This window comes from Mucilaginibacter sp. cycad4, from assembly GCF_034263275.1.
In the GTDB taxonomy this organism is placed as follows: domain Bacteria; phylum Bacteroidota; class Bacteroidia; order Sphingobacteriales; family Sphingobacteriaceae; genus Mucilaginibacter.
This window is the reverse complement of sequence record NZ_CP139559.1, coordinates 2,692,157-2,713,701: the sequence shown is the minus strand read 5'-3', so window position 1 is coordinate 2,713,701 and position 21,545 is coordinate 2,692,157. Positions and strand designations below refer to the sequence as shown.

The 21,545-nt window shown below is 41.8% G+C and carries 9 protein-coding genes; all 9 read left to right on the top strand.

What is annotated here, in order from left to right:
• Positions 1 to 30: 30 nt before the first annotated feature.
• The gene (locus tag SNE26_RS10820) at positions 31 to 2,451 is read left to right on the top strand and encodes an ABC transporter permease (RefSeq protein ID WP_321559371.1); all 2,421 of its coding nucleotides are present in this window, start codon (positions 31 to 33) and stop codon (positions 2,449 to 2,451) included.
• 93 nt (positions 2,452 to 2,544) lie between these two features.
• Entirely contained in the window at positions 2,545 to 4,968 is a 2,424-nt protein-coding gene (locus tag SNE26_RS10815; RefSeq protein ID WP_321559370.1) for an ABC transporter permease, read from the top strand.
• Between the two features lie 107 nt (positions 4,969 to 5,075).
• Entirely contained in the window at positions 5,076 to 7,451 is a 2,376-nt protein-coding gene (locus tag SNE26_RS10810) for an ABC transporter permease (RefSeq protein ID WP_321559369.1), read from the top strand.
• A 170-nt stretch (positions 7,452 to 7,621) separates the two neighbouring features.
• On the top strand, positions 7,622 to 8,659 hold the full coding sequence (locus tag SNE26_RS10805) for a DUF4097 family beta strand repeat-containing protein (RefSeq protein WP_321559368.1): 1,038 nt from the start codon (positions 7,622 to 7,624) through the stop codon (positions 8,657 to 8,659).
• A 202-nt stretch (positions 8,660 to 8,861) separates the two neighbouring features.
• Positions 8,862 to 11,282 carry an ABC transporter permease gene (locus SNE26_RS10800; protein WP_321559367.1) on the top strand — a complete coding sequence of 807 codons (2,421 nt, stop codon included), beginning with the start codon at positions 8,862 to 8,864 and terminating at the stop codon, positions 11,280 to 11,282.
• A gap of 96 nt (positions 11,283 to 11,378) precedes the next feature.
• Positions 11,379 to 13,796 carry an ABC transporter permease gene (locus tag SNE26_RS10795; protein WP_321559366.1) on the top strand — a complete coding sequence of 806 codons (2,418 nt, stop codon included), beginning with the start codon at positions 11,379 to 11,381 and terminating at the stop codon, positions 13,794 to 13,796.
• 108 nt (positions 13,797 to 13,904) lie between these two features.
• On the top strand, positions 13,905 to 16,259 hold the full coding sequence (locus SNE26_RS10790; protein ID WP_321559365.1) for an ABC transporter permease: 2,355 nt from the start codon (positions 13,905 to 13,907) through the stop codon (positions 16,257 to 16,259).
• 69 nt (positions 16,260 to 16,328) lie between these two features.
• Complete coding sequence (locus SNE26_RS10785; protein ID WP_321559364.1) at positions 16,329 to 18,797, top strand: FtsX-like permease family protein; 2,469 nt, start codon at positions 16,329 to 16,331, stop codon at positions 18,795 to 18,797.
• 71 nt (positions 18,798 to 18,868) lie between these two features.
• Positions 18,869 to 21,265, top strand: a complete 2,397-nt coding sequence (locus SNE26_RS10780) for an ABC transporter permease (protein WP_321559363.1) — start codon at positions 18,869 to 18,871, stop codon at positions 21,263 to 21,265.
• The last annotated feature ends 280 nt before the right edge of the window (positions 21,266 to 21,545 follow it).

The window sequence follows — 21,545 nt, the reverse complement described above, 5'->3', positions numbered from 1 at the left end:
AAATGACTTAATGACTTAATGATTTGAACGATGTTTAGAAATTACTTAAAAACCGCTTTCCGTACCCTTCGTAAAAACGTGGGGTTTACGGTTATAAATATATTGGGACTGGCCCTCGGGCTGGCCACCTGCCTTATGATTGTGCTATACGTAGCCGATGAACTGAGCTACGATCGTTTTAATGAAAAAGCAAACCGTACCTACCGTGTTAATGAGGACCTTAAGTTTGGCAACAATAACATACTATATGCCGTTGCAATGCCGCCGTTGGCACAAGCCTTAAAAACAGATTTACCAGAAGTGGAGGAGGCAACCCGACTTAAGGCAGCGGGAGCTTTCCATGTTAAAAAAGGTAATGAAAGCATTCTTGAGTATGGTACCGTTTATGCCGATCCGTCGGTGTTTAACGTGTTTACACTGCCCATGATTAATGGTAACCCGGCTACGGCTTTGAAAGAACCTAATACGGTGGTGATCACCGAAACTACAGCCAGGAAATACTTTAACAGTACCAATATTGTAGGGAAAACGCTCACTATTGATAATAACCAGTTATTAAAAGTTACAGGAGTGATAAAGGACCTGCCAAAGCAATCGCACTTTCAATTTGATTTTTTTATGTCGATGGTGAGCTGGCCTGATAGCCGTTCGGGGGAATGGCTAAGGAGCGATTATAATACTTATGTTGTATTGAAACCGGGTACAGATTACAAGTTATTTGAGAAGAAATTAGCTGCTCTCCTGAAAAAATACAGCGAAGGGCAAATGCAGACGGCCCTACACGTGAATATTGCTGATTTTGAAAAAAGCGGCAGTTATTTCAGGCTTAACCTCACTCCGTTAACTGACATTCATTTGCACTCAAACCGTACCGGTGAGTTAGGCAGCAATAGTTCGGCGCAGTATGTTTATATATTTTCGGCCATAGCCATATTTATATTGCTTATAGCGGGCATCAACTTTATGAACCTGTCAACAGCGCGTTCGGCCAATAGGGCAAGGGAGGTTGGTGTACGCAAGGTTTTAGGTTCCCCGCGTAAATATTTAATAGCCCAGTTTTTAACTGAATCTGTATTGGTGACTTCGGCAGCGGCAGTTATAGCTTTTTTTGCCGTATTACTTCTATTGCCGTTATTTAATCAGGTATCGGGAAAGGAACTGGTTGTTGGTGCACAAACCTTAACCTGGTTGTTGCCGGCTTTACTATTAATTGTATTGGTAGTGGGTTTCGCTGCCGGCTCATATCCTGCTTTTTTCCTTTCAGCATTTCAGCCGATTAATGTGCTTAGCGGTAAATTAGCCGGCGGTTTCAAAGGCAGCTGGCTCAGGAGTGTACTGGTTGTATTCCAGTTTTCTATTTCCATATTCCTCATTATTGGTACCATTGTTATTTATAACCAGCTCAATTATATTCAAACCAAAAACCTGGGTTATAACCGGAACCAGGTGCTTGTTATCAACAACGCATTTGAGTTGGGCAGCCATGCCAAAACCTTTAAAAATGAGGTGAAGCAGTTACAAGGCGTGGTTAACGCTACGTTGACGGGTTATTTACCAACTGGTAAAAACAGGGGAACGTCCATTTTTTACAAAGAAGCGGCAGGCGATCAAAAAACTGCTTTGTTTCCACAAAGCTGGCGGGTAGACGCAGATTACATCAGTACGTTGGGTATGAAGATCTCTGCCGGGCGCGATTTTTCCGCAGGCATGCCAACTGATTCTACCGGATTAGTAATCAACGAAACGGCAGCCAAATTTTTAGGCTTTACTAATCCCGTTAATAAAATCCTGTACCGCAATATGGACGGCAACCGTGATCATATAAAAGCTTATCATATCATAGGCGTGGTAAGAGATTTTAATTTCAACTCACTCAGGGTAAATATCAGTCCGATGATTTTTTTAATGGATGAAGACAGTGGAAACCTGAGTATCAGGGTAAATACAACTAATTTACCGGCTCTCGTCGATCAGATAAAAAGCAAATGGCAGGGTATGACCCAAAGCCAGTTTAGCTACTCTTTTATGGATCAGGACTTTGATGCCAACTATCGCGCCGAGCAGCGTACCGGCACTATATCCATCATATTTACAGTGCTGGCTATTTCTATTGCCTGTCTTGGTTTGTTTGGTTTAGCTGCTTACGCTGCCGAACAACGCACCAAAGAGATAGGTATCCGTAAAGTACTGGGGGCAAGCGTATCAGCTATAGTAAGTACATTATCTAAAGATTTTATAAAACTGGTACTCATTTCCATTGCCATAACAACGCCGTTAGCGTGGTACTTAATGAACAAATGGCTGCAGGATTTTGCTTATCGTATCAGCATACAGTGGTGGGTGCTTGCATTGGCAGGTGTAGTTGCTATAATAATAGCCGTAGCAACAGTAAGTTTCCAATCGATAAAAGCTGCGTTGGCAAACCCGGTTAACAGTTTAAAAAATGAATGATTTTTTAGTCATTAGGTCATTTGCTTTGCGTCATCAGGTTATTGGATGGTGCAAAAATGACTTAATGACCAATGACTTAATGATATAAACCTCATGATCAGAAATTATCTTAAAACTGCTTTTCGCACATTAAAAAAAAATGTGGGTTTCACCGCAATTAATGTATTTGGTTTGGCTCTTGGGCTGGCTACCTGTTTGCTCATTGTATTTTATGTAGTTGATGAGCTGAGCTATGATAAGTTCAATGTTAAGGCCGACAGGATCTATCGTGCCAATATGCAGATTAAATTTGGCGGTATCGATCAAAGCTATGCTTCGTCGCCGGCACCGTTGGACGCTGTGTTTCAAAACGATTATCCCGAGGTTGAACGTGCCTGCCGTTTGTTGCAACGCGGCGGTTATAACGTAAAAAAAGGTAACCAAACCATCCATGAAAACAGAATGGTGCTTGCAGACTCGACCTTGTTTGATGTATTCACCCTTCCTATGATAGCCGGCGATCCCAAAAAGGCACTTGTTGAACCTAATACCGTGGTTATCACCGAAAGTACGGCTAAACGTTATTTTAACAACACGCAGGTATTGGGTAAAATCTTTACGTTTGATGAAAAGCTGCTTTATAAGGTTACCGCGGTAATTAAAGACCTGCCCAAGCAATCGCATTTTCATTATGATTTTTTCCTGTCGATGGCGTCAAGCACGGAAAGTAAAGATGGGGCGTGGTTCAGCAATAATTTCAATACCTATGTATTGTTAAAACCTGGTGTGGATGCCAAAAAATTTGAAGCTAAGTTTCCTGCGTTGATGCGCAAATATGCTGGCCCGCAATTGCAGAGTATCTTACATCTTACTTTTGATTCGTTTGAAGGTTCCGGCAACAAATACCGGCTGAGCCTTATGCCATTGAAGGATATTCACCTTAAATCAAATCTCGTGTCGGAGCTTGATCATAATGGCAATATCCAGTATGTATACATTTTTGGAGCGGTGGCAATTTTTATCTTACTGATAGCCTGTGTAAACTTCATGAACCTGTCAACCGCCCGTTCTGCAAACCGGGCCCGTGAGGTAGGGGTACGCAAGGTGCTTGGTTCAAGGCGTCAGTCGCTTATTGCCCAGTTCCTGTCCGAGTCTATCATGGTAACGTTTATCGCTACGGTTATAGCCATGCTGATGGCCTATTTCCTGCTGCCGGTATTCAATAATATAGCAGGTAAAACCATGGAACTTAATATGGGCTCATTGGTTTGGCTGATTCCTGCTTTGCTGATAATTGTTTTGGTGATCGGCTTCCTGGCCGGTTCATATCCCGCATTTTTTCTTTCGGCATTTCAACCAATTGATGTTTTAAAAGGAAAGCTTTCCTCTGGCTTTAAGGGAGGGATGTTAAGGAGCTCATTGGTGGTATTCCAGTTTTTTATATCGATAGTGCTCATTATTGGTACGCTGGTGATCTATAATCAGCTTAAATATATACAGAATAAAGACCTTGGTTATAACCGCAGCCAGGTATTGGTGATTCATGGGGTGTATGACCTTGGCGACAAGAGCAAGGTGTTAAGGGATGAAGTAAGGCAATTGCCCGGTGTAATGGGGGTAACCATGACAGGCTTTTTGCCAACTTCTGATTACCGGAACAGCAGCAGCGTTTTCCAGGAACGCGGGCTCGACCCCAAAAAAGCAGTGCTTGCACAAACCTGGGTAGTTGACGACAGTTATCTGCCAACCCTCGGCATAAAACTAACTAAAGGCCGTAATTTCTCAAACCAGATTCCTACCGATTCGGCGGCTATGATCATTAATGAAACGGCAGCGAAACTGATGGGCGTACGTGACCCGCTTAACAGATCCATGTTTTTGCCTATGGACAATATGGCCAAAACGTTTAAAGAGTATCATATAGTGGGCGTTATTAAGGATTTTAATTTCGCTTCGCTGCGTAATAATGTAAGCCCGGTGATATTAATGTACGGACAGGATACCGGCGCCTTAAGTGTAAAAGTAAATGCCGCTAATATCACCGCACTTATGGCCATGATCAGGGACAAATGGAAATCCATAAAACCGGGTAAGGAGTTTGAATATTCATTTATGGATGATGATTTTGATTCATCGTACCGTGCGGAACAGCGGATGGGTACCATATTCATCATATTTACAAGTTTAACAATTGTAATAGCCTGTTTGGGTTTGTTTGGCCTTGCAGCATATGCCGCCGAGCAGCGCACTAAGGAGATAGGCATCCGCAAAGTACTGGGTGCCAATGTAGGCGCCATAGTAGGTATGCTATCAAAAGATTTTATCAAACTGGTAATGATAGCAATAGTGATAGCTATCCCGGTTGCCTGGGTCGCCATGCAGCAATGGTTGCAGGGCTTTGCCTACCAGCAAAACATACAGTGGTGGGTGATAGTATTGGCGGCGGTTTTGGCCGTATTGATCGCTTTTGTAACTATCAGCTTTCAATCTATCAAGGCAGCACTGGCCAACCCGGTTAGGAGTTTGAAAAATGAATAATTGTCATTAGGTCATTTAGCTTCGCGTCATTAGGTCATTAGAAAGAAAATGACAAAAGTGGCCAAATGACTTAATGACTACGCAGTAATGTACACAATGATATAAATATGATACGTAACTACATAAAAACAGCATGGCGGAACCTTTATAGGAATAAGGCATTTTCGCTGATCCACATTTTGGGGTTAACCATGGGGATAACCGTTTGCCTCATGATATTTCTGTATATTATGAATGAGTTTAGCGTGGATAATTTTCATAAGCAGGGCAAAAATATTTACAGGGTAATGCGCGGTTTTGACAAGTCAAAAGCGCCTACCTCTTACCTCTCGGGGCCTTACGCCCCTGCCATGCTGAATGATTATCCGCAGGATATAAAGATGGCAGTACGCGTTTCACCGCGAAATAACCTTGTTTCTTTTGGCGAAAAATCGTTCAATGAAAAAAAGGTTTATGCGGTTGATTCCAACTTTTTTAGCCTGTTTACATTCCCGTTGCTAAGAGGGGATGCTGCTTCGGCATTAAATCATCCGGGCAGCGTGGTACTAACTGAAACCACAGCCAAAAAGTATTTCGGCAATATTGATAATGCCATGGGCAAGGTGGTACAGATGGATAAACGCCTGCAGTTAAAGGTAACCGGTATTGCCAAAGATGTACCTTCCAACTCGCACCTTGATTTTGATTTGGTGATGCCAATTTCCAATTACACCCGCGATCAGGGTTTTAATGTATGGATTAACAATAGCCTGTTTGTTTACCTGTTATTGAATGAGCATAGCAGCCCCGCCGCATTGGAAAGCCGCTTTCCGCAGTTTATGGATAAGTACATGGGCAAGGATATGCAGCGCTTCGGTACTAAATTTAACCTGAGCTTAAGGCCGTTTAAGGATATTTATTTTGAAAATGCCTCGTCGTTTGACAATGTAAAGCATGGGGATAAAACAGTGGTATTCATCTTTGTTTCGATAGCGGTGCTCATTATGATCATTGCCTGTATCAATTTTATGAACCTGGCCACTATCCGCGCTGTTGAACGCTCAAAAGAAGTAGGGATGCGCAAGGTTTTAGGCGCGCTAAGAAACCATCTGGTATGGCAGTTCATAGGCGAATCTATTCTACTGGCGCTTATTTCATGTGCCCTTTCTATTAGTTTGTTATTCCTGCTGATGCCATCATACAATAGCCTGCTGGGGTATGAGCTTACTGTATCATGGAACAGCGCGCCGATTTACCTGTTTCTTTTAGGTGTTATTTTATTTGTGGGTTTCCTTGCCGGTAGCTATCCGGCTATATTCATGTCGGCATTTTCGCCCATTGAGGCTTTAAAGGGTAAGCTTAAATTAGGTAAAGGCGGATCGTTTTTCAGGCAATCGCTGGTGGTGTTCCAGTTCAGTATTTCGGTATTGCTAATTATTGGCACTATCGTGATCGTTAACCAGATGCGGTATGTGAAAAACAAATCATTAGGTTATGACAAGGAGCAAACGGTTATTGTGAAGATTGACAATGATGACATCTATGATCACAGGCAAACATTTAAACACCAGCTTCAAAATTCGGATTATGTGAAATCGGTATCCCTGATGTCGGGTGAACCCGGCGGCTTTTTCGATATGCAGGGTTTTGAGGTTGAAGGTCAGCATGAAACCTTTAAATCCAGGTCGGAATTTGCTGACTTTGAATATGTTAAAACCTTTGGCCTGAAAATTATTGCCGGCAGGGATTTTTCACCTCAGTTTGCCACCGACACCACTAATTCGGTATTGATCAACCGTAGAGCGGCCAAAGAACTTGGCTTTACGCCGCAGCAGGCTATCGGTAAATGGATTAAAAATACAGTGCGCGATAGTAGCCGCCGCACCATCATTGGGGTAGTTGAAGATTTTAACTTCCTTTCACTCAAAGAAAATATGGATGCCCTGGTCATTTCGCCAAGCGAAGACAGGCGTGTAGCGGTAATCAAACTAAAATCCGGGAATATCCAGGCCGGTTTGACAGCTATCAAAAATATTTATGCCGAGGTTGCACCTGTTTATCCGTTTGAATACAGCTTTCTTGATCAGCAGTTTGATACTACCTATCGTAACGATATCAGGCAGCAAACCATGTTAAGCATATTTTCAGGGTTGGCCATTTTTATAGCCTGTTTGGGTTTATTTGGTTTAGCCTCGTTTACTGCGGCGAAACGTACCAAAGAGATCGGGGTTCGTAAAGTATTAGGCTCATCGGTACAAAATATCCTCATCCTGATATCAAAAGACTTGCTGAAACCAGTGTTATTAGCTACAGTGATTGCTATCCCCTTAGGTTATTACAGCATGGATAAGTGGCTGCAAAGTTTCGCTTACAAAACACCTCTGCATTGGTGGATTTTTGCTTTGGCGGCTTTGCTTACATTTGTTATAGCTGTGGTTACCATCAGCTTTCAATCGTTAAAGGCAGCGCTTGCAAATCCTATCAGGAGTTTGAGAAGCGAATAATTTTAATCATTGAGTCATTTACTTCATGTTATTAAGTCATTAAATGATATTGGCTTAATAACCAATGACTTAATGAAATACAGTAATGACCTAATGATAATTTTTTTTACCGCCATGCAACGTATTTGCTAAACGCTTGGTCTTGTATATATAAACCAAAGATCATTATTATGAAAAAGTATTTACTTGTGTTATTTGTTGCCTGTGCAGGCAGCAGCGTTTTTGCACAAAATAATCAGAAAACACCATACCTCACCAAATCCTTATCAGGACAGGCTGTGAAAAATGTATTTGTTAATACATCAGGTGGCAGTATTACTGTTAGCGGAGCATCGGGCGAAGATCCAAGGGTTGAGGTTTTTATACAAGGTAATAACGGGAATAATGACCTTTCTAAAGAAGAGATCAAAAAGCGCCTTGATGAAAATTACGACCTGAGCGTTGATGTTAACGGAGGTGAGCTGCATGCAAAAGCTAAAAGCAAGCACGATGGCAACTGGGACTGGAAACGGTCATTAAGTATCTCGTTCCGCGTATATGTACCCGGCAATGTGGCAACCAATCTGAATACCAGCGGGGGCAGTATCCACCTTGATAATCTAACAGGCGCACAACAGTTTGAAACCAGTGGTGGCAGCTTACACCTGGATAAAATTACCGGCACTATCAAAGGCCGTACATCAGGCGGCAGTATTCATGTAAGCGATTCAAAAGAAAACATTGACCTGCAAACATCAGGCGGCAGTATTGACGCCCGCAATTGCATGGGCCATATCAGGTTGGAAACATCTGGTGGTTCTTTACATCTTGATGGTTTAAAGGGTGATATCAAAGCTACCACCAGCGGCGGCAGTATCAGCGGTAATAAAATAGACGGTGATTTTATAACCGGTACATCAGGCGGCAGCATTAACCTTACCGATTTGTCATGCAGTCTTGATGCTTCAACAAGTGCAGGCAGTTTTCATGCGCAGTTTGTCCGCGTAGGTAAATTTATTAAAATTGATGTAAGCTCGGGGCGAGTTGATCTGCAGCTGCCATCAAAACAAGGTCTTAATCTTGATTTGCGGGCTGAAAAAATAGAAACCAACCTTGCCGACAATTTTTCTGGCAGCAAGGATAAAGAAAGGGTAGAAGGTAAACTTAACGGAGGGGGCTCTCTTGTTGAAGTTAGGGGCAGTAACAGGGTAAACCTTACTGTAAACTAATAACGATAATAAAGGATATTACAGAGGCCTGTTACTCAAATAGTGACAGGCCTTTTGTGTTAAATGGAGTGTATCATAACCGAACACATGGTGTTACGTCTTCGTACAGTTTTGATTGAAAATAAATTATAACTAATTGATATTTAGGCATTTGTTTTATTGGTATGGCTTTTAAACCTGTATTATAGTTAATCGTACACTCATGATCAAAAACTACATCAAAACCGCCTGGCGAAGTTTAAAACGTAACAAAATATTTTCTTTTATTAATGTATTTGGCCTGTCTGTAGGGCTGGCTTGTTGTATGCTGATCTGTGCTTATGTGTATAGCGAGTTAAACTATGATCAATATCCGGCACAGGCAAAACAGATGTACCGTGTTGGTTTACGCTCCGTTGAAAATAATGGCGTTAGCGAATATCCAATGGTGGATATAGCGGTAGGGCAGGGTATTAAAAATATGTTTCCCGAGGTCCTGGAAACCACGAGGCTTACCGGCCGCGGACCGGTTTTTATAAAATATAACGACAGGCAATTTAAAGAAGAGCATGTACAGATGATAGATGCCAATTTCCTGCACCTGTTTTCGATACCGCTAATTGACGGTGATGATAAAGCCTGTTTTACAGAGCCTAACAGTATGGTGGTTACTAAAGCCATGGCTACCAAGTATTTTGGCAATCAGGAAGCCGTTGGCAAATCAGTTACCATCGATGGCAAACCATACAAGGTAACCGGTGTAATTGACAAGGTACCAGATGATTCGCATTTTCATGGCGATGCGTTTTTGAACCTGGCACCCTTTGTAAAAAATGCAAAGCAAACCTGGAGCAACATCGGCTTTTTTACCTATGTGGTATTGGATAAAAATGCCAACCCTAAAAAATTGGAAGCTTCTTTTCCCGAAATGGTAAGGAAATTTGTAGTGCCCGAAATTGCACATGATATGGGTACAAGCATGGCCGAAGCAAGCAAATCTGTTAACTCCTTCCTGTTTTTCTTGCAGCCGGTAAGTGATATCCACCTGCACTCGGCAACCAAATATGAACTTGAACCCAATGGCGACATCCACTATGTGTATATATTTGGCGCATTAGCTGCTTTTATATTGATATTGGCCTGCATCAATTTTACCAATCTTTCAACAGCAAGTTCGGCGAGGCGGTCAAAAGAAGTGGGGATCCGAAAAGTGCTTGGCTCTGAAAAAAGCGGGCTGGTTTCGCAGTTCCTTACCGAATCGGTTATGCTTACATTTTGGGCTTTGTTACTGGCTTTAGGTATAGTGTACTTATTGTTGCCTTTGTTCAACAATTTAGCCGGCAAACATATCGATCTTGGATTTTTCCTGAGCCCTAAGGCTTTACTTATTGAATTATTCACCGCTTTTGTGGTTGGTGTTTTAGCGGGTATTTATCCGGCTTTCTTCCTGTCATCGTTCCAGATCATAGCTGTATTGAAAGGTAATGGTGCTACTAAAGCCGAAGGAAAGGGCGCTTTACGCAGCGGGCTCATCATTTTCCAGTTCGCGGTGTCAACAGCACTTATTATATCAACCTTTGTGGTATACCAGCAATTGCATTATATGCAAAACAAAAAATTGGGTTATGATAAAGACCAGGTGCTTGTAATAAATGACGCCTATACCCTTGGCCGTAATGTAGATGCCTTTAAAAATCAGCTTTTACGTAATCCGCAGGTATTAAATGCCACTATATCGAGCAGTGTACCTGGCAAGTTAACCGGTGTTGATGGTACGCAGATTGATGCTAAAGAGTTTGACGATAAAGGAGGGCATGCCGAAATCCACACCAATATTTACCATGTTGATGAGAGTTATGTGCCCACTTTAGGGCTACAGGTCATCAACGGACGTAATTTCTATCAGTCTTTCCCCGGCGATTCAATGTCTGTTGTGGTAAATGAGGCCCTGATAAAAGGCTTAGGATGGGGTAACGCTAATCCGATCGGTAAAACCATCGTGCGTTCGGCACGTACGCAATATACCGTTGTTGGAGTAGTAAAAGATTTTCATTACGCTTCGGCCAGGCAAAAGATTGCTCCATTGATGCTGTTATCTGGTCACAATACCGGTTCCGTTATTTTAAAGATTAAAACCGGTGATGTAAAATCGCTGATAGCCAACATTAAAACCGAATGGGATAACTTCAGACCGGAAGCACCATTCAGCTATTCGTTCCTCGATGAACAATATGCGTCGCTTTATGCTTCCGAACAGCAAACGGGTAAAATATTCACCGTGTTTTCATGCATCGCCCTCATTATAGCAAGTTTGGGTTTGTTCGGTTTAGCCGCGTTTATGATCAGGCTAAGGGTTAAAGAAATTGGCATCCGCAAGGTATTGGGCGCGTCAACCGGCAGTATTACGGTGATGTTATCAAAGGAATTTTTGAGGTTGATTGTGATCGCGTCCATCATATCGTTTCCGGTAACATGGTTTGCCATGAACAAATGGCTGCAGGATTTTGCATACCGCATCAGTATCCAGTGGTGGGTATTCCTGTTAGCCGGCGGCATAGCCTTGCTGGTGGCGGGTATCACGATAAGCTTTCAATCGGTTAAAGCGGCTTTGGCTAACCCGGTGAAAAGCCTTAGAAGTGAGTAAACCTCACCCAACCCTCTCCAAAGGAGAGGGTTTTTAGAATGAACAATAAGGATTACAATTAAAAATTCCTCCCCTTTGGGGAGGTTAGGAGGGGTCATGATAAGAAACTATTTACGAAGTGCCTTTCGCAATATTGCCCGGCATAAATTTATTTCGTTCATCAATATATTTGGCTTAACCATAGGGTTAACCTGTTGCCTGCTCATTTTAACTTATATAGTTAAAGAGCTCAGTTATGATAAATTTAACCATAATGCGCCCAATATTTACAGGGTTAGCCGGAGTTTTAACACGGCCGATGGTATCGTTAACCTGCATTTGGGGGCTGTAGCGCCGCCTTTTGGTCCGCTGTTGAAAAACGAGTTTCCTGATATTAAAAAGGTGACCCGGTTGTTTCCTAACGGTGATGTGGTTTTGCGTTATAAGGATAAATTATTGACCGAAAAAGGATCCTATTTTGCAGATGAAAACTTCCTTAGTTTCTTCGATCTGAAAACGGTAGCAGGCGACCCTAAAACTGCCCTTAGTGAGCCGTATACAGTAATGATGACCGAGGACATGGCGCGCAAATACTTCGGTAACGAAGACCCCATAAACAAAGAGATCAGGCTTGATAATACGGCCAATTTTAAAGTTACAGGAATTTTTAAGCCTTTTCCGCCCAACTCACAAATGCACCCCCAAATGCTGATGTCATTTAATACCCTGAACGATGACAAGGTTTATGGACGTAATCAATTAGCAACCAATTGGGGCAATAACTCATTTTTTACCTATCTGTTGCTGCCCGATAATTATAATATTGATCGCATCAGCTCCCAGTTTCCGGCCTTTATAGATAAGTATATGAATTTTCCCGGTCAGCCACGCCAGTCAAAATTCACACAGCTGCATATCCAAAGGTTCCTGGATATTCACCTGCATTCGCATCTTGATGATGAAGTAGAACAAAACGGAGATATCAAAAGGGTTTATATATTTTCGGCTATAGCCTTGTTTATTTTGCTTATTGCCTGTATTAATTACATGAACTTATCAACAGCCCGCTCAACTTTACGGGCTAAGGAAATAGGCATTCGCAAGGTGATCGGTGCACAGCAAAAAGAGATCGTTACCCAGTTTTTAAGCGAATCGGTACTGGTAACTTATTTTTCGCTTGTACTGGCCCTGATTTTAACCTGGGCATTGCTGCCGCTTATCAACGGCTTTTCTGAACTTGGGTTATCAATCGTGAGCTTATTTAAACCATCAATTTTAGTGTCGGTATTATTGCTGCCCCTGATTATAGGGCTTATCAGCGGTATTTATCCGGCTATATTCATGTCGTCATTTAAGCCGATAAAGGTTTTAAAAGGAATCCTTAAAGTTGGATCAGGAAATATTTCATTCCGCAAGGTATTGGTGGTTGTACAGTTTTCTATCTCCATAATTTTGATTGTGGCTACAACCATAGTTTTTCAGCAATTAAGATACATCCAGACAAAATCACTTGGCTTTAATAAAGATCATTTAGTAACATTAGGTGGTATCCCGGCTAACCAGTTTGAAGCTTTCAGGGCAGATGTATTACGGGATCCCGCTATTAAAGATCTCGGTCGCTCATCGCGGATACCGTCCGGGCGATTGCTGGATGACCAGGGCGCTTCTGTTTTTGACGGTGATAAACCATTACCAGTTAAGGCGGACATCAAATGTATCAACGCCGATTACGGTTTTATCCCAACCTATGGTATCAAAATGGCTGCAGGCAGGAACTTCAGCCGTGATTTTGCTACCGACAGCAACAATTTTGTAATCAATGCATCTGCAGTAAGTGTATTAGGGTGGAAAACTCCTGAGAACGCCATCGGCAAGGATATGAGCTATGGTGGTATTAAAGGAAAAGTGATAGGGGTGGTTAATGACTTTCATTTTGAGTCATTACATCAAAATATCATCCCGTTATTAATGGAGATGCCTTCATTTGCAAACAACAGCTACAGAAGGGTTACAATTAAAATAGATGGCAGTCATATCAATTCAGCATTGGCAACCCTTGAGCAAACCTGGAAAAAATATCAACCCGAAACACCTTTTGAATACAGCTTTTTAGATGAGCGGTTTCAAAAATTATATAATAGCGAGCAGGAGCAGGGCAATCTGTTTACCATATTTTCGTGCCTGGCCATATTCATAGCCTGCCTTGGTTTGTTTGGACTTTCAGCCTTCACTATATCACAAAGAGTAAAAGAAATTGGCGTACGCAAGGTACTGGGTGCAAGTATCCCGCAAATTGTTACCGAACTATCAAAAGACTTTTTGAAACTGGTAATCGTAGCCGCGGTAATTGCCCTGCCAATCGCCTGGTATGCCATGAGTAAATGGCTGCTTGATTTTGCCTTCAGAATTAACATACAATGGTGGGTTTTTGTAATGGCCGGCGTAATAGCGCTGATTATCGCTTTTGCAACTATAAGCTATCAATCAATAAAGGCTGCTATGGCTAACCCGGTGAAGAGTTTGCGTTCTGAATAAATTGTCATTAGGTCATTTGCTCTGCGTCATTAGGTCATTGAACAACACATATGAGCAGAGCAGATGATCAATGACTTAATGGCCCAATGATAAAATGACTAAGGAATCATGATAAAAAACTATGTAAAAATTGCATGGCGTAGTCTCAACAGGAACCGCGCCTTCTCCATCGTTAATTTGCTGGGGCTTACCATAGGTATAACATGTACTATTTTTATTTTTTTATGGGTGCGTAATGAGCTTACTTACGATAAAAACCATGCTAATTATAAAACAATATACCAGGTTTTAGCTAACCGCGATTTTAAAAATAATGTTTTTGCAGATCCTAACATGGTGTTTCCCCTGGCCAAAGCGCTTGAAAGCGGTTATCCGCAAATCAAGAATGCGGTGATGACATCGCATTTGGAGCAACATCAGTTTAACGTGGGTGATACCAGGCTTAAAAAGCACGGCTACTATGTTGGAGGAAAATATTTTGATATGTTTTCGTGGAAGTTTATTAAAGGAAACGCTACAACGGCCATAACCGACCCTACATCGATAGTAATTACAGAATCAACCGCTAAAACCTTATTCGGAAATTCTGATCCTATTAACAAAGTAATTAAGATAGATAACAGCGGTGTGCATAAAGTTACCGCCGTATTGGCCAATCAGCCCAATAATGCTACTCAGCAGTTTGATTTTATCATTCCTTATAACTTTTCGGATAACGATGTAAAGAATGCTATGACCCGCTGGCAGGGTTCATCATGGGAGGTATATATCCAAACTATTTACAATCCCAATATTCAGCAGTTAGAAAAATACATTACTGGTGTAATGTATCAGCACAACAAGGATAAAATAAGTACTTACTTCACTTTCCCGATGACTAAATGGCATTTGTACAGCGACTTTAAAGACGGCAAAAATACCGGCGGGATGATTGAGTATGTACGTTTCTTTATCATCATTGCCATTATAATATTGCTGATAGCCTGCGTCAATTTCATGAATTTGTCTACTGCACAGTCAGAAAAAAGGGCCAGGGAGGTGGGGATCCGTAAAACCCTCGGGTCTGATAAAAAACAGCTGATATTACAGTTCTTTTTTGAATCGATGATATTGGTTGCCATAGCCTTTATGTGTGCGGTGTTATGTGTTTACCTGCTGCAGCCGCAGTTTAATTTATTGGTAGGCAAACAGTTGAGGCTAAATCTTGGCGAACCAATATTTTGGCTGGGAGCTATTGCCATTATCCTTTTTACGGGTTTAATATCGGGTAGCTACCCGGCTTTGTACCTGTCATCATTTAACCCGGTTAAAGTTTTGAAAGGGACGTTTGTTGCGGGTAAAGGGGCCATAGCGCCGCGTAGGATACTGGTGGTGTTCCAGTTTATAGGTTCAATTTTGCTAATCTCTGCCACGATTATTGTTTACCTTCAGATTCAGCATGTAAAAGACCGGAGTATCGGCTATAGCCCCGATAACCTGATTATGGTGCCTTCAACCCAAGGTACCGACAAGAGCTTTGCTGCTATTAAAAACGACCTGTTAAAGTCAGGCATCATTAGCAACTTAACCCGTACCTCGTGGATGGTAACAGAAGTTTCCTGGCGGTCGGGCCCGCCGGACTGGGAGGGGAAACCTGCCAATGCCGATATTATATTTTCAAACATGACGGCAGATGTGGATTACACAAAAACTTTGGGTATTAGACTGCTGCAGGGAAATGATTTTACAGGGATGCCTTCAGATACATCAGGCGTACTGTTAAATAAAGCAGCCATTGAAGCCATGCAGCTTAAAAGACCAGTTGGTATGGAGTTGCGGTATGGAGGTAAAAAATTTACGGTAATAGGTGTTACCGATAATGTAGTGATGGCATCGCCTTATACTGCTGTTGATCCTATGATGGTTTTCTCTGATCATAGCAACTCTGGTTATATCGATCTAAGACTTAATAAAGGTGTTAAACCTCAGGAGGCCATCCAGCTGCTGCAGGGTATTTACACAAAGTATAGCCCCGCTGATATTTTTGAGTACCAGTTTGTTGATCAGGAATTTGGTAAAAAGTTTTTAACCGAAGTACTCATCAGCTGTATCACCAACATTTTTGCCGGCTTGGCAATTTTTATCTGTTGCATAGGGCTGGCTGGGCTGGCTTCTTTCACCATCGAAAAACGGTTTAAAGAAATTGGTATTCGCAAGGTTTTGGGCGCCAGCGTGCAGCAATTACTGGTGCTTATATCTACCGAGTTTTTAAAACTGGTAGCAATAGCTTTTGTTATTGCCGTGCCTTTAACTTGGTGGATCATGCATAATTGGCTTCAAAAGTATACGTACCACATCAATATCAGTATTTGGTTATTTGCCTCCGTTGGCATGCTTATATTATTGCTTACGCTTATTGTTGTAAGCTTTAATACCATGAAAGCTGCATTGGCCAACCCGGTTAAGAGTTTGAGGAGCGAGTAAGGCAGCTTGCAATAGTAATGGCAGTTTGCACATCAGGATAAAACACAAATGAACTAATGAACCAATATCATGTTTAAAAACTATTTCAAAATTGCGCTGCGTAATTTTTGGCGGCATAAATTTTTTACATTCATCAATGTAATCGGTTTATCTATAGGGATCAGTTCGGCGCTGGTTATTTACCTGATAGTCCATTTTGATTTTACTTTTAATCAAAACTTTGATAACGGCGACCGCATTTACCGGGTAGTATCAAATTATACTTTTTCCGGTGAAGAAGCGCACAACCGCGGCGTATCAGGCCCGGTGCCCGAGGCTGTACGGAATAATATAAGCGGTGTTGAGCTTGCCGCTCCATTCTTCACCTTAAACCAGCCCAATGTACTTGTTCCGGGAAAAGGCGGTATTCCCGTTAAGTTTAAATTACAGGATAATGTGATCCTCGCCGATGGACGCTATTTCAGTATGTTTAAATACAATTGGCTTGCCGGTTCGGCGAAGACAGCTTTGAATGCTCCTAATCAAACGGTGCTCACTGCCGATCAGGCAAAAAAATATTTTCCTAAGCTTTCCTACAGCCAGATGATAGGCAGGGTGATTACTTATGATACACTCAGCGTAGCAGTTACAGGCATTGTTGAACCACTGAAGGGCAACAACGATTTTACTTTTCATGATTTTCTTTCTTATTCAACGGCAAAAAATAACAAAGCGCTCGCTAATGAACTGAACCTTACCAACTGGGGCGGTACTACTTCGTCATCTATACTTTTTGTTAAGTTGGCGCCGAATACCACTGTAGCTAATTTTGAAAAGCAACTAAACGCTATCCTCAAAAAGAGCGATCCTCCAAAACCTGAAAACAAGGGCAATACACGTAATTTTACGTTACAGCCTTTGAGCGATCTGCATTTCAATAGCGTATATGGTACGTTCGATTCTGGTAATCCAGCTAATAAAACAACACTTTACGGTTTATTGGTTATCGCTGCTTTCCTATTATTATTAGGTTGTATTAATTTTGTTAACTTAACTACTGCGCAGGCCACACAAAGGGCCAAAGAAATTGGTGTGCGTAAAACAATGGGGAGCAGTCGCGCCCAGCTTATTACCCAGTTTTTAAGCGAAACGTTCATTATCACACTGTTTGCAGTCATCATTTCGGTGGCACTGGCACCGGCTATCTTAAAATTGTTTAAGGATTTTATTGCCGGGGGCATCAAGCTTGACCTGTTTCATCAACCCAATCTTTTTGTATTCCTGTTTTTGTTGACAATGGTGGTGGCCCTGTTATCAGGTTTTTATCCGGCCGCTTTATTATCCGGCTATAAACCGGTATTGGTGCTTAAAAATCAGGCATCGTCAAATAGCAGCAAAACACGTAATGCCTGGCTGCGTAAGTCGTTAACGGTAACCCAATTTGTTATTGCCCAGTTTTTTATAATGGCAACGGTATTGGTAAGCAAACAAATTCACTATGCCTTAACCAAGGATCTGGGTTTTAAGAAAGATGCCATCCTGATCATTAACTCACCATGGAAAAACCGTACGCTTAGCAAGAACCAGGTATTTATGAACAAACTGAAGGCGATACCCCAGGTTGAGCTGGTGAGTGCAGGTAAAGCCGCTCCGTCTTCAAACAGCACCAATTCAACAGAGGCAACTTACATAGACGGCAAAAAGGAAATAAAAATTGAATTGTATGAAAAGTATGGCGACCCCAATTATATCAATGTATACAAGCTTAAACTTTTGGCCGGGCGTAATATACAATACGGCGACAGTACCAGTGCGTTTTTGATCAATAATACCTATGCAAAACTTATAGGGTTTAAAAACCCGGCCGATGCAGTGGGTAAATATATTGATAAGTTTAATGGTGATAAAAGAATGCAGATCATAGGTGTAGTGGGCGATTTTTATTCCGAGTCTTTGCATTCGCCTATTAAACCTACCTGCATTCATATCAGCAATAGTTTTTATAATAACGGTACTTTTCATATAGCACTTAAGCCGCAAACTACCGGTGGCAATGAATGGAAAAAAGCCATCGCTTCGATGGGAAAAATATGGAAAGAGATCTATCCTGAAGATGATTTTGAATATAATTTTTTTGACGAGAGCATAGCTAAATTTTACGACGCCGAACAGCATACTTCAACATTGTTAACCTGGGCAACAGGCTTATCGATATTTATCAGTTGTCTTGGTTTGTTAGGTTTGGCTATTTATAATACCAACCAGCGCACCAAGGAGATAGGTGTACGCAAAGTTCTTGGCGCTACGGTAGCACAAATTGTTACCCTGCTTTCAACCGAGCTGGTGCTGCTTATTGCTTTGGCTTTTGTACTGGTAACCCCGCTGGCCTGGTACGCCATGAACAAATGGATGGAGACCTTTGCCGATAGAACCTCCATCAGCTGGTGGATCTTTGCAGCAAGCGGCGCGGGAATGCTGTTAACGGCCCTGGTCACTTCAAGTTTTCAAACTATCCGTGCAGCGCTGGCAAATCCAACTAAAAGTTTGCGTTCAGAATAATTTGTCATGAAGTTATTTTATTGATAGGCGAAGCTGAAGTTCAATGACTTAATGACCAAATGACTAATGATATGTTAAAAAACTATTTTAAAGTAGCATTCCGTAATTTAGGTAAGCACCGCACTATCAGTATCATTAATATTGCCGGGCTTACTATTGGTATTACTACAGCGGTATTTATAATGCTGTGGGTACAAAATGAGTTCAGCTTTGACAATTACCACCCGGACGTTGATAATATCTACCGGATAAAAACCAAATTAAGTTTAACCAAAGACGAAAGCTGGGACTGGGAATCTTCACCTTATTTGTTAGGGCCCGTTGCCAAACAGGAAATACCGGGCATAAAGAATTATACATTTTTGTGGCCGGGATACATGATGACGGTACATCATAATAACCAGTTGATATCTGAAAAAAAGTATGCTTTTATAGATGCCAATTGGTTTAAAGTATTCCACTATGATTTTATTGATGGCAGCGCCGAAAGCTTTTCAAAAAATCCATTTAGTTTAATCCTGACACAATCAACAGCAAAAAAATATTTTGGCAACGGCTCAGCGGTAGGTAAGATGCTGAAGATTGATTCCATAAACTACCAGGTACAGGCGGTAGTTAAGGATAACCCGGCAAACTCAAGCTTTCAGTACGATATTCTGATCCCGGTTGAAGCTAAATTAAGCGATGCGCATGAAAAACAGCAGGCAGGCAATTGGGGCAACTTCAGCGGGCTTACATTTTTGAAACTACAGCAGGGCGTAAATATTAAGGATGTAGGGAAAAAGCTAACCCAAATTCTCAGGAAAAATAATAAGGGTAGTGAAAATACAACCATGAGTGTAATCGGGCTTAAGGACATACATTTTGAAAGCGGATTGCTAAGCACATCATTTGAAAATGGCAATCTAAGATTGGTTAATATCTTCCTGATCCTGGCTTTTTTACTTTTGGCTACGGCGTGTATTAACTATGTAAACCTGACTACCGCCAGGGCAAACGTACGTTCAAAAGAGGTAAGCGTACGTAAAATTGTAGGTGCCGGCAGAAGGCAGCTTTTCGCCCAGTTTATGTCCGAATCATTGGTTGTAAGTTTCTTATCATTATTATTTGCCATTTTATTTATCCAGATATGCCTGCCATGGTTTAACCAGGTTACCGAAAAGCATTTTATACAACCGCTAACATCCGGTATTACATGGCTGATATTATCAGGCACGTTGATTATTTGCTTCATTTTTAACGGTTTATACCCGGCCGTACTATTGTCATCATTTAAACCATTAAGTGTTTTTAAGGGTAGGGCGCTGTTGAATTTTAAAGATGGAGGGATCCGCAAAACATTGGTTGTTTTACAGTTTGGCATATCGGTGATGCTTATCATTAGCACAATGATCATTTATCGCCAGCTTAATTTTATGCAAAACGCCGATTTGGGATATAAGCGAGAGCATGTTTTTGTAATGACCGTACCCTGGCAGGTGCTCGGTTTGGACGATAAGATAAGGGAATCAAAATTGAAGAGTATTGCCAGCGAGTTGCAGCAGCAAAGCACTATAAGTGAAGTTTCCCGCTCGGCTAATGATGCTTTTTTTAACAACAGTAACAAAGTTTCCGGGGCGATGGACTGGGATGGCCGGCCGGAAGACTACAAACCCGCGGTGTCTACTGTATCAGCGGACGAAAACTTCCAGCACATATTAAGCCTTAAAATGCGCGACGGACATTGGTTTGATAAAAGCGGAGCCGATCAGCATAATGTAATTTTAAATGAAACTGCGGTAAAGCAACTCGGCATTCATAAACCTGTTATTGGGCAGCGGTTTAAGTTTAACGGCGATTCGGGCGTAGTTGCCGGTGTGGTTAAGGATTTCAATTTCAGAAGCCTTCATGAAAAAATAGGCCCGATGGTTATCAATAACCACACTGATTGGGCACGTAGTTTTTATATCAAAACAACTCCTGGTAATACCGCGGCAGCTATCCGAATAGCTCAAAACGTTTGGGGTGAATTTGTTCCGGATCAGCCGTTTGAATATAGTTTTATTGATGACGGCTATAATAAGCTTTACCATGCCGAACAGCGTTCGTCAACACTGATTGCCGCCTTCGCCATTATAGCGATATTTATATCAGCCATGGGCTTACTTGGCCTGGCCGCCTTTGCCGCCGAGCAGCGTGTAAAAGAGATAGGCATCCGTAAAGTGCTTGGTGCCAATGTTCAAAGCATAATCAGGCTACTCTCTGCAGAGTTTTTGAAAACAGTTTTGATAGCCAATATTGTAGCTTTCCCGGTGGCCTGGTACGTGATGAACAAATGGCTGCAGGATTTTGCATACCGAACAAACGTTTCCTGGTGGATCTTTGCTGCGGCCGCATGCATTGCCCTGTTAATTGCGCTGATAACCGTAAGTATCCAATCTATTAAAGCAGCACTAGCCAACCCGGTGAATAGTTTGAGGAGTGAGTAGTGAGCTGAAAGCGAAAAGCTTAGCAGGAAATATTAGAGGCCAAGAGAATTAGATATCTTTTTAACCCTTTTGTAACAGCCTTAAGCGCTTAACCTTCGGCATTCAGCTTAACTTTAATTTTCCTTTTTGATCGGTTCCTGACTGGCGTAGAAGGCACAAGTAAGCCCCGTCCGAGCCATTGCCCGATGCTTGCGCCAGGAAAATAAACTTCTAAATCCGAAATCGAACATCCCAAATCCGAAATCAACTAATCTCTAACCACTAATCTCCAAATCCCACT

What these genes read in the sequence shown, in the direction of transcription:
- SNE26_RS10820 (WP_321559371.1), top strand. Translation starts at nt 31, where the DNA reads ATGTTTAGAAATTACTTAAAAACCGCTTTCCGTACCCTTCGTAAAAAC.
- SNE26_RS10815 (WP_321559370.1), top strand. Translation starts at nt 2,545, where the DNA reads ATGATCAGAAATTATCTTAAAACTGCTTTTCGCACATTAAAAAAAAAT.
- SNE26_RS10810 (WP_321559369.1), top strand. Translation starts at nt 5,076, where the DNA reads ATGATACGTAACTACATAAAAACAGCATGGCGGAACCTTTATAGGAAT.
- SNE26_RS10805 (WP_321559368.1), top strand. Translation starts at nt 7,622, where the DNA reads ATGAAAAAGTATTTACTTGTGTTATTTGTTGCCTGTGCAGGCAGCAGC.
- SNE26_RS10800 (WP_321559367.1), top strand. Translation starts at nt 8,862, where the DNA reads ATGATCAAAAACTACATCAAAACCGCCTGGCGAAGTTTAAAACGTAAC.
- SNE26_RS10795 (WP_321559366.1), top strand. Translation starts at nt 11,379, where the DNA reads ATGATAAGAAACTATTTACGAAGTGCCTTTCGCAATATTGCCCGGCAT.
- SNE26_RS10790 (WP_321559365.1), top strand. Translation starts at nt 13,905, where the DNA reads ATGATAAAAAACTATGTAAAAATTGCATGGCGTAGTCTCAACAGGAAC.
- SNE26_RS10785 (WP_321559364.1), top strand. Translation starts at nt 16,329, where the DNA reads ATGTTTAAAAACTATTTCAAAATTGCGCTGCGTAATTTTTGGCGGCAT.
- SNE26_RS10780 (WP_321559363.1), top strand. Translation starts at nt 18,869, where the DNA reads ATGTTAAAAAACTATTTTAAAGTAGCATTCCGTAATTTAGGTAAGCAC.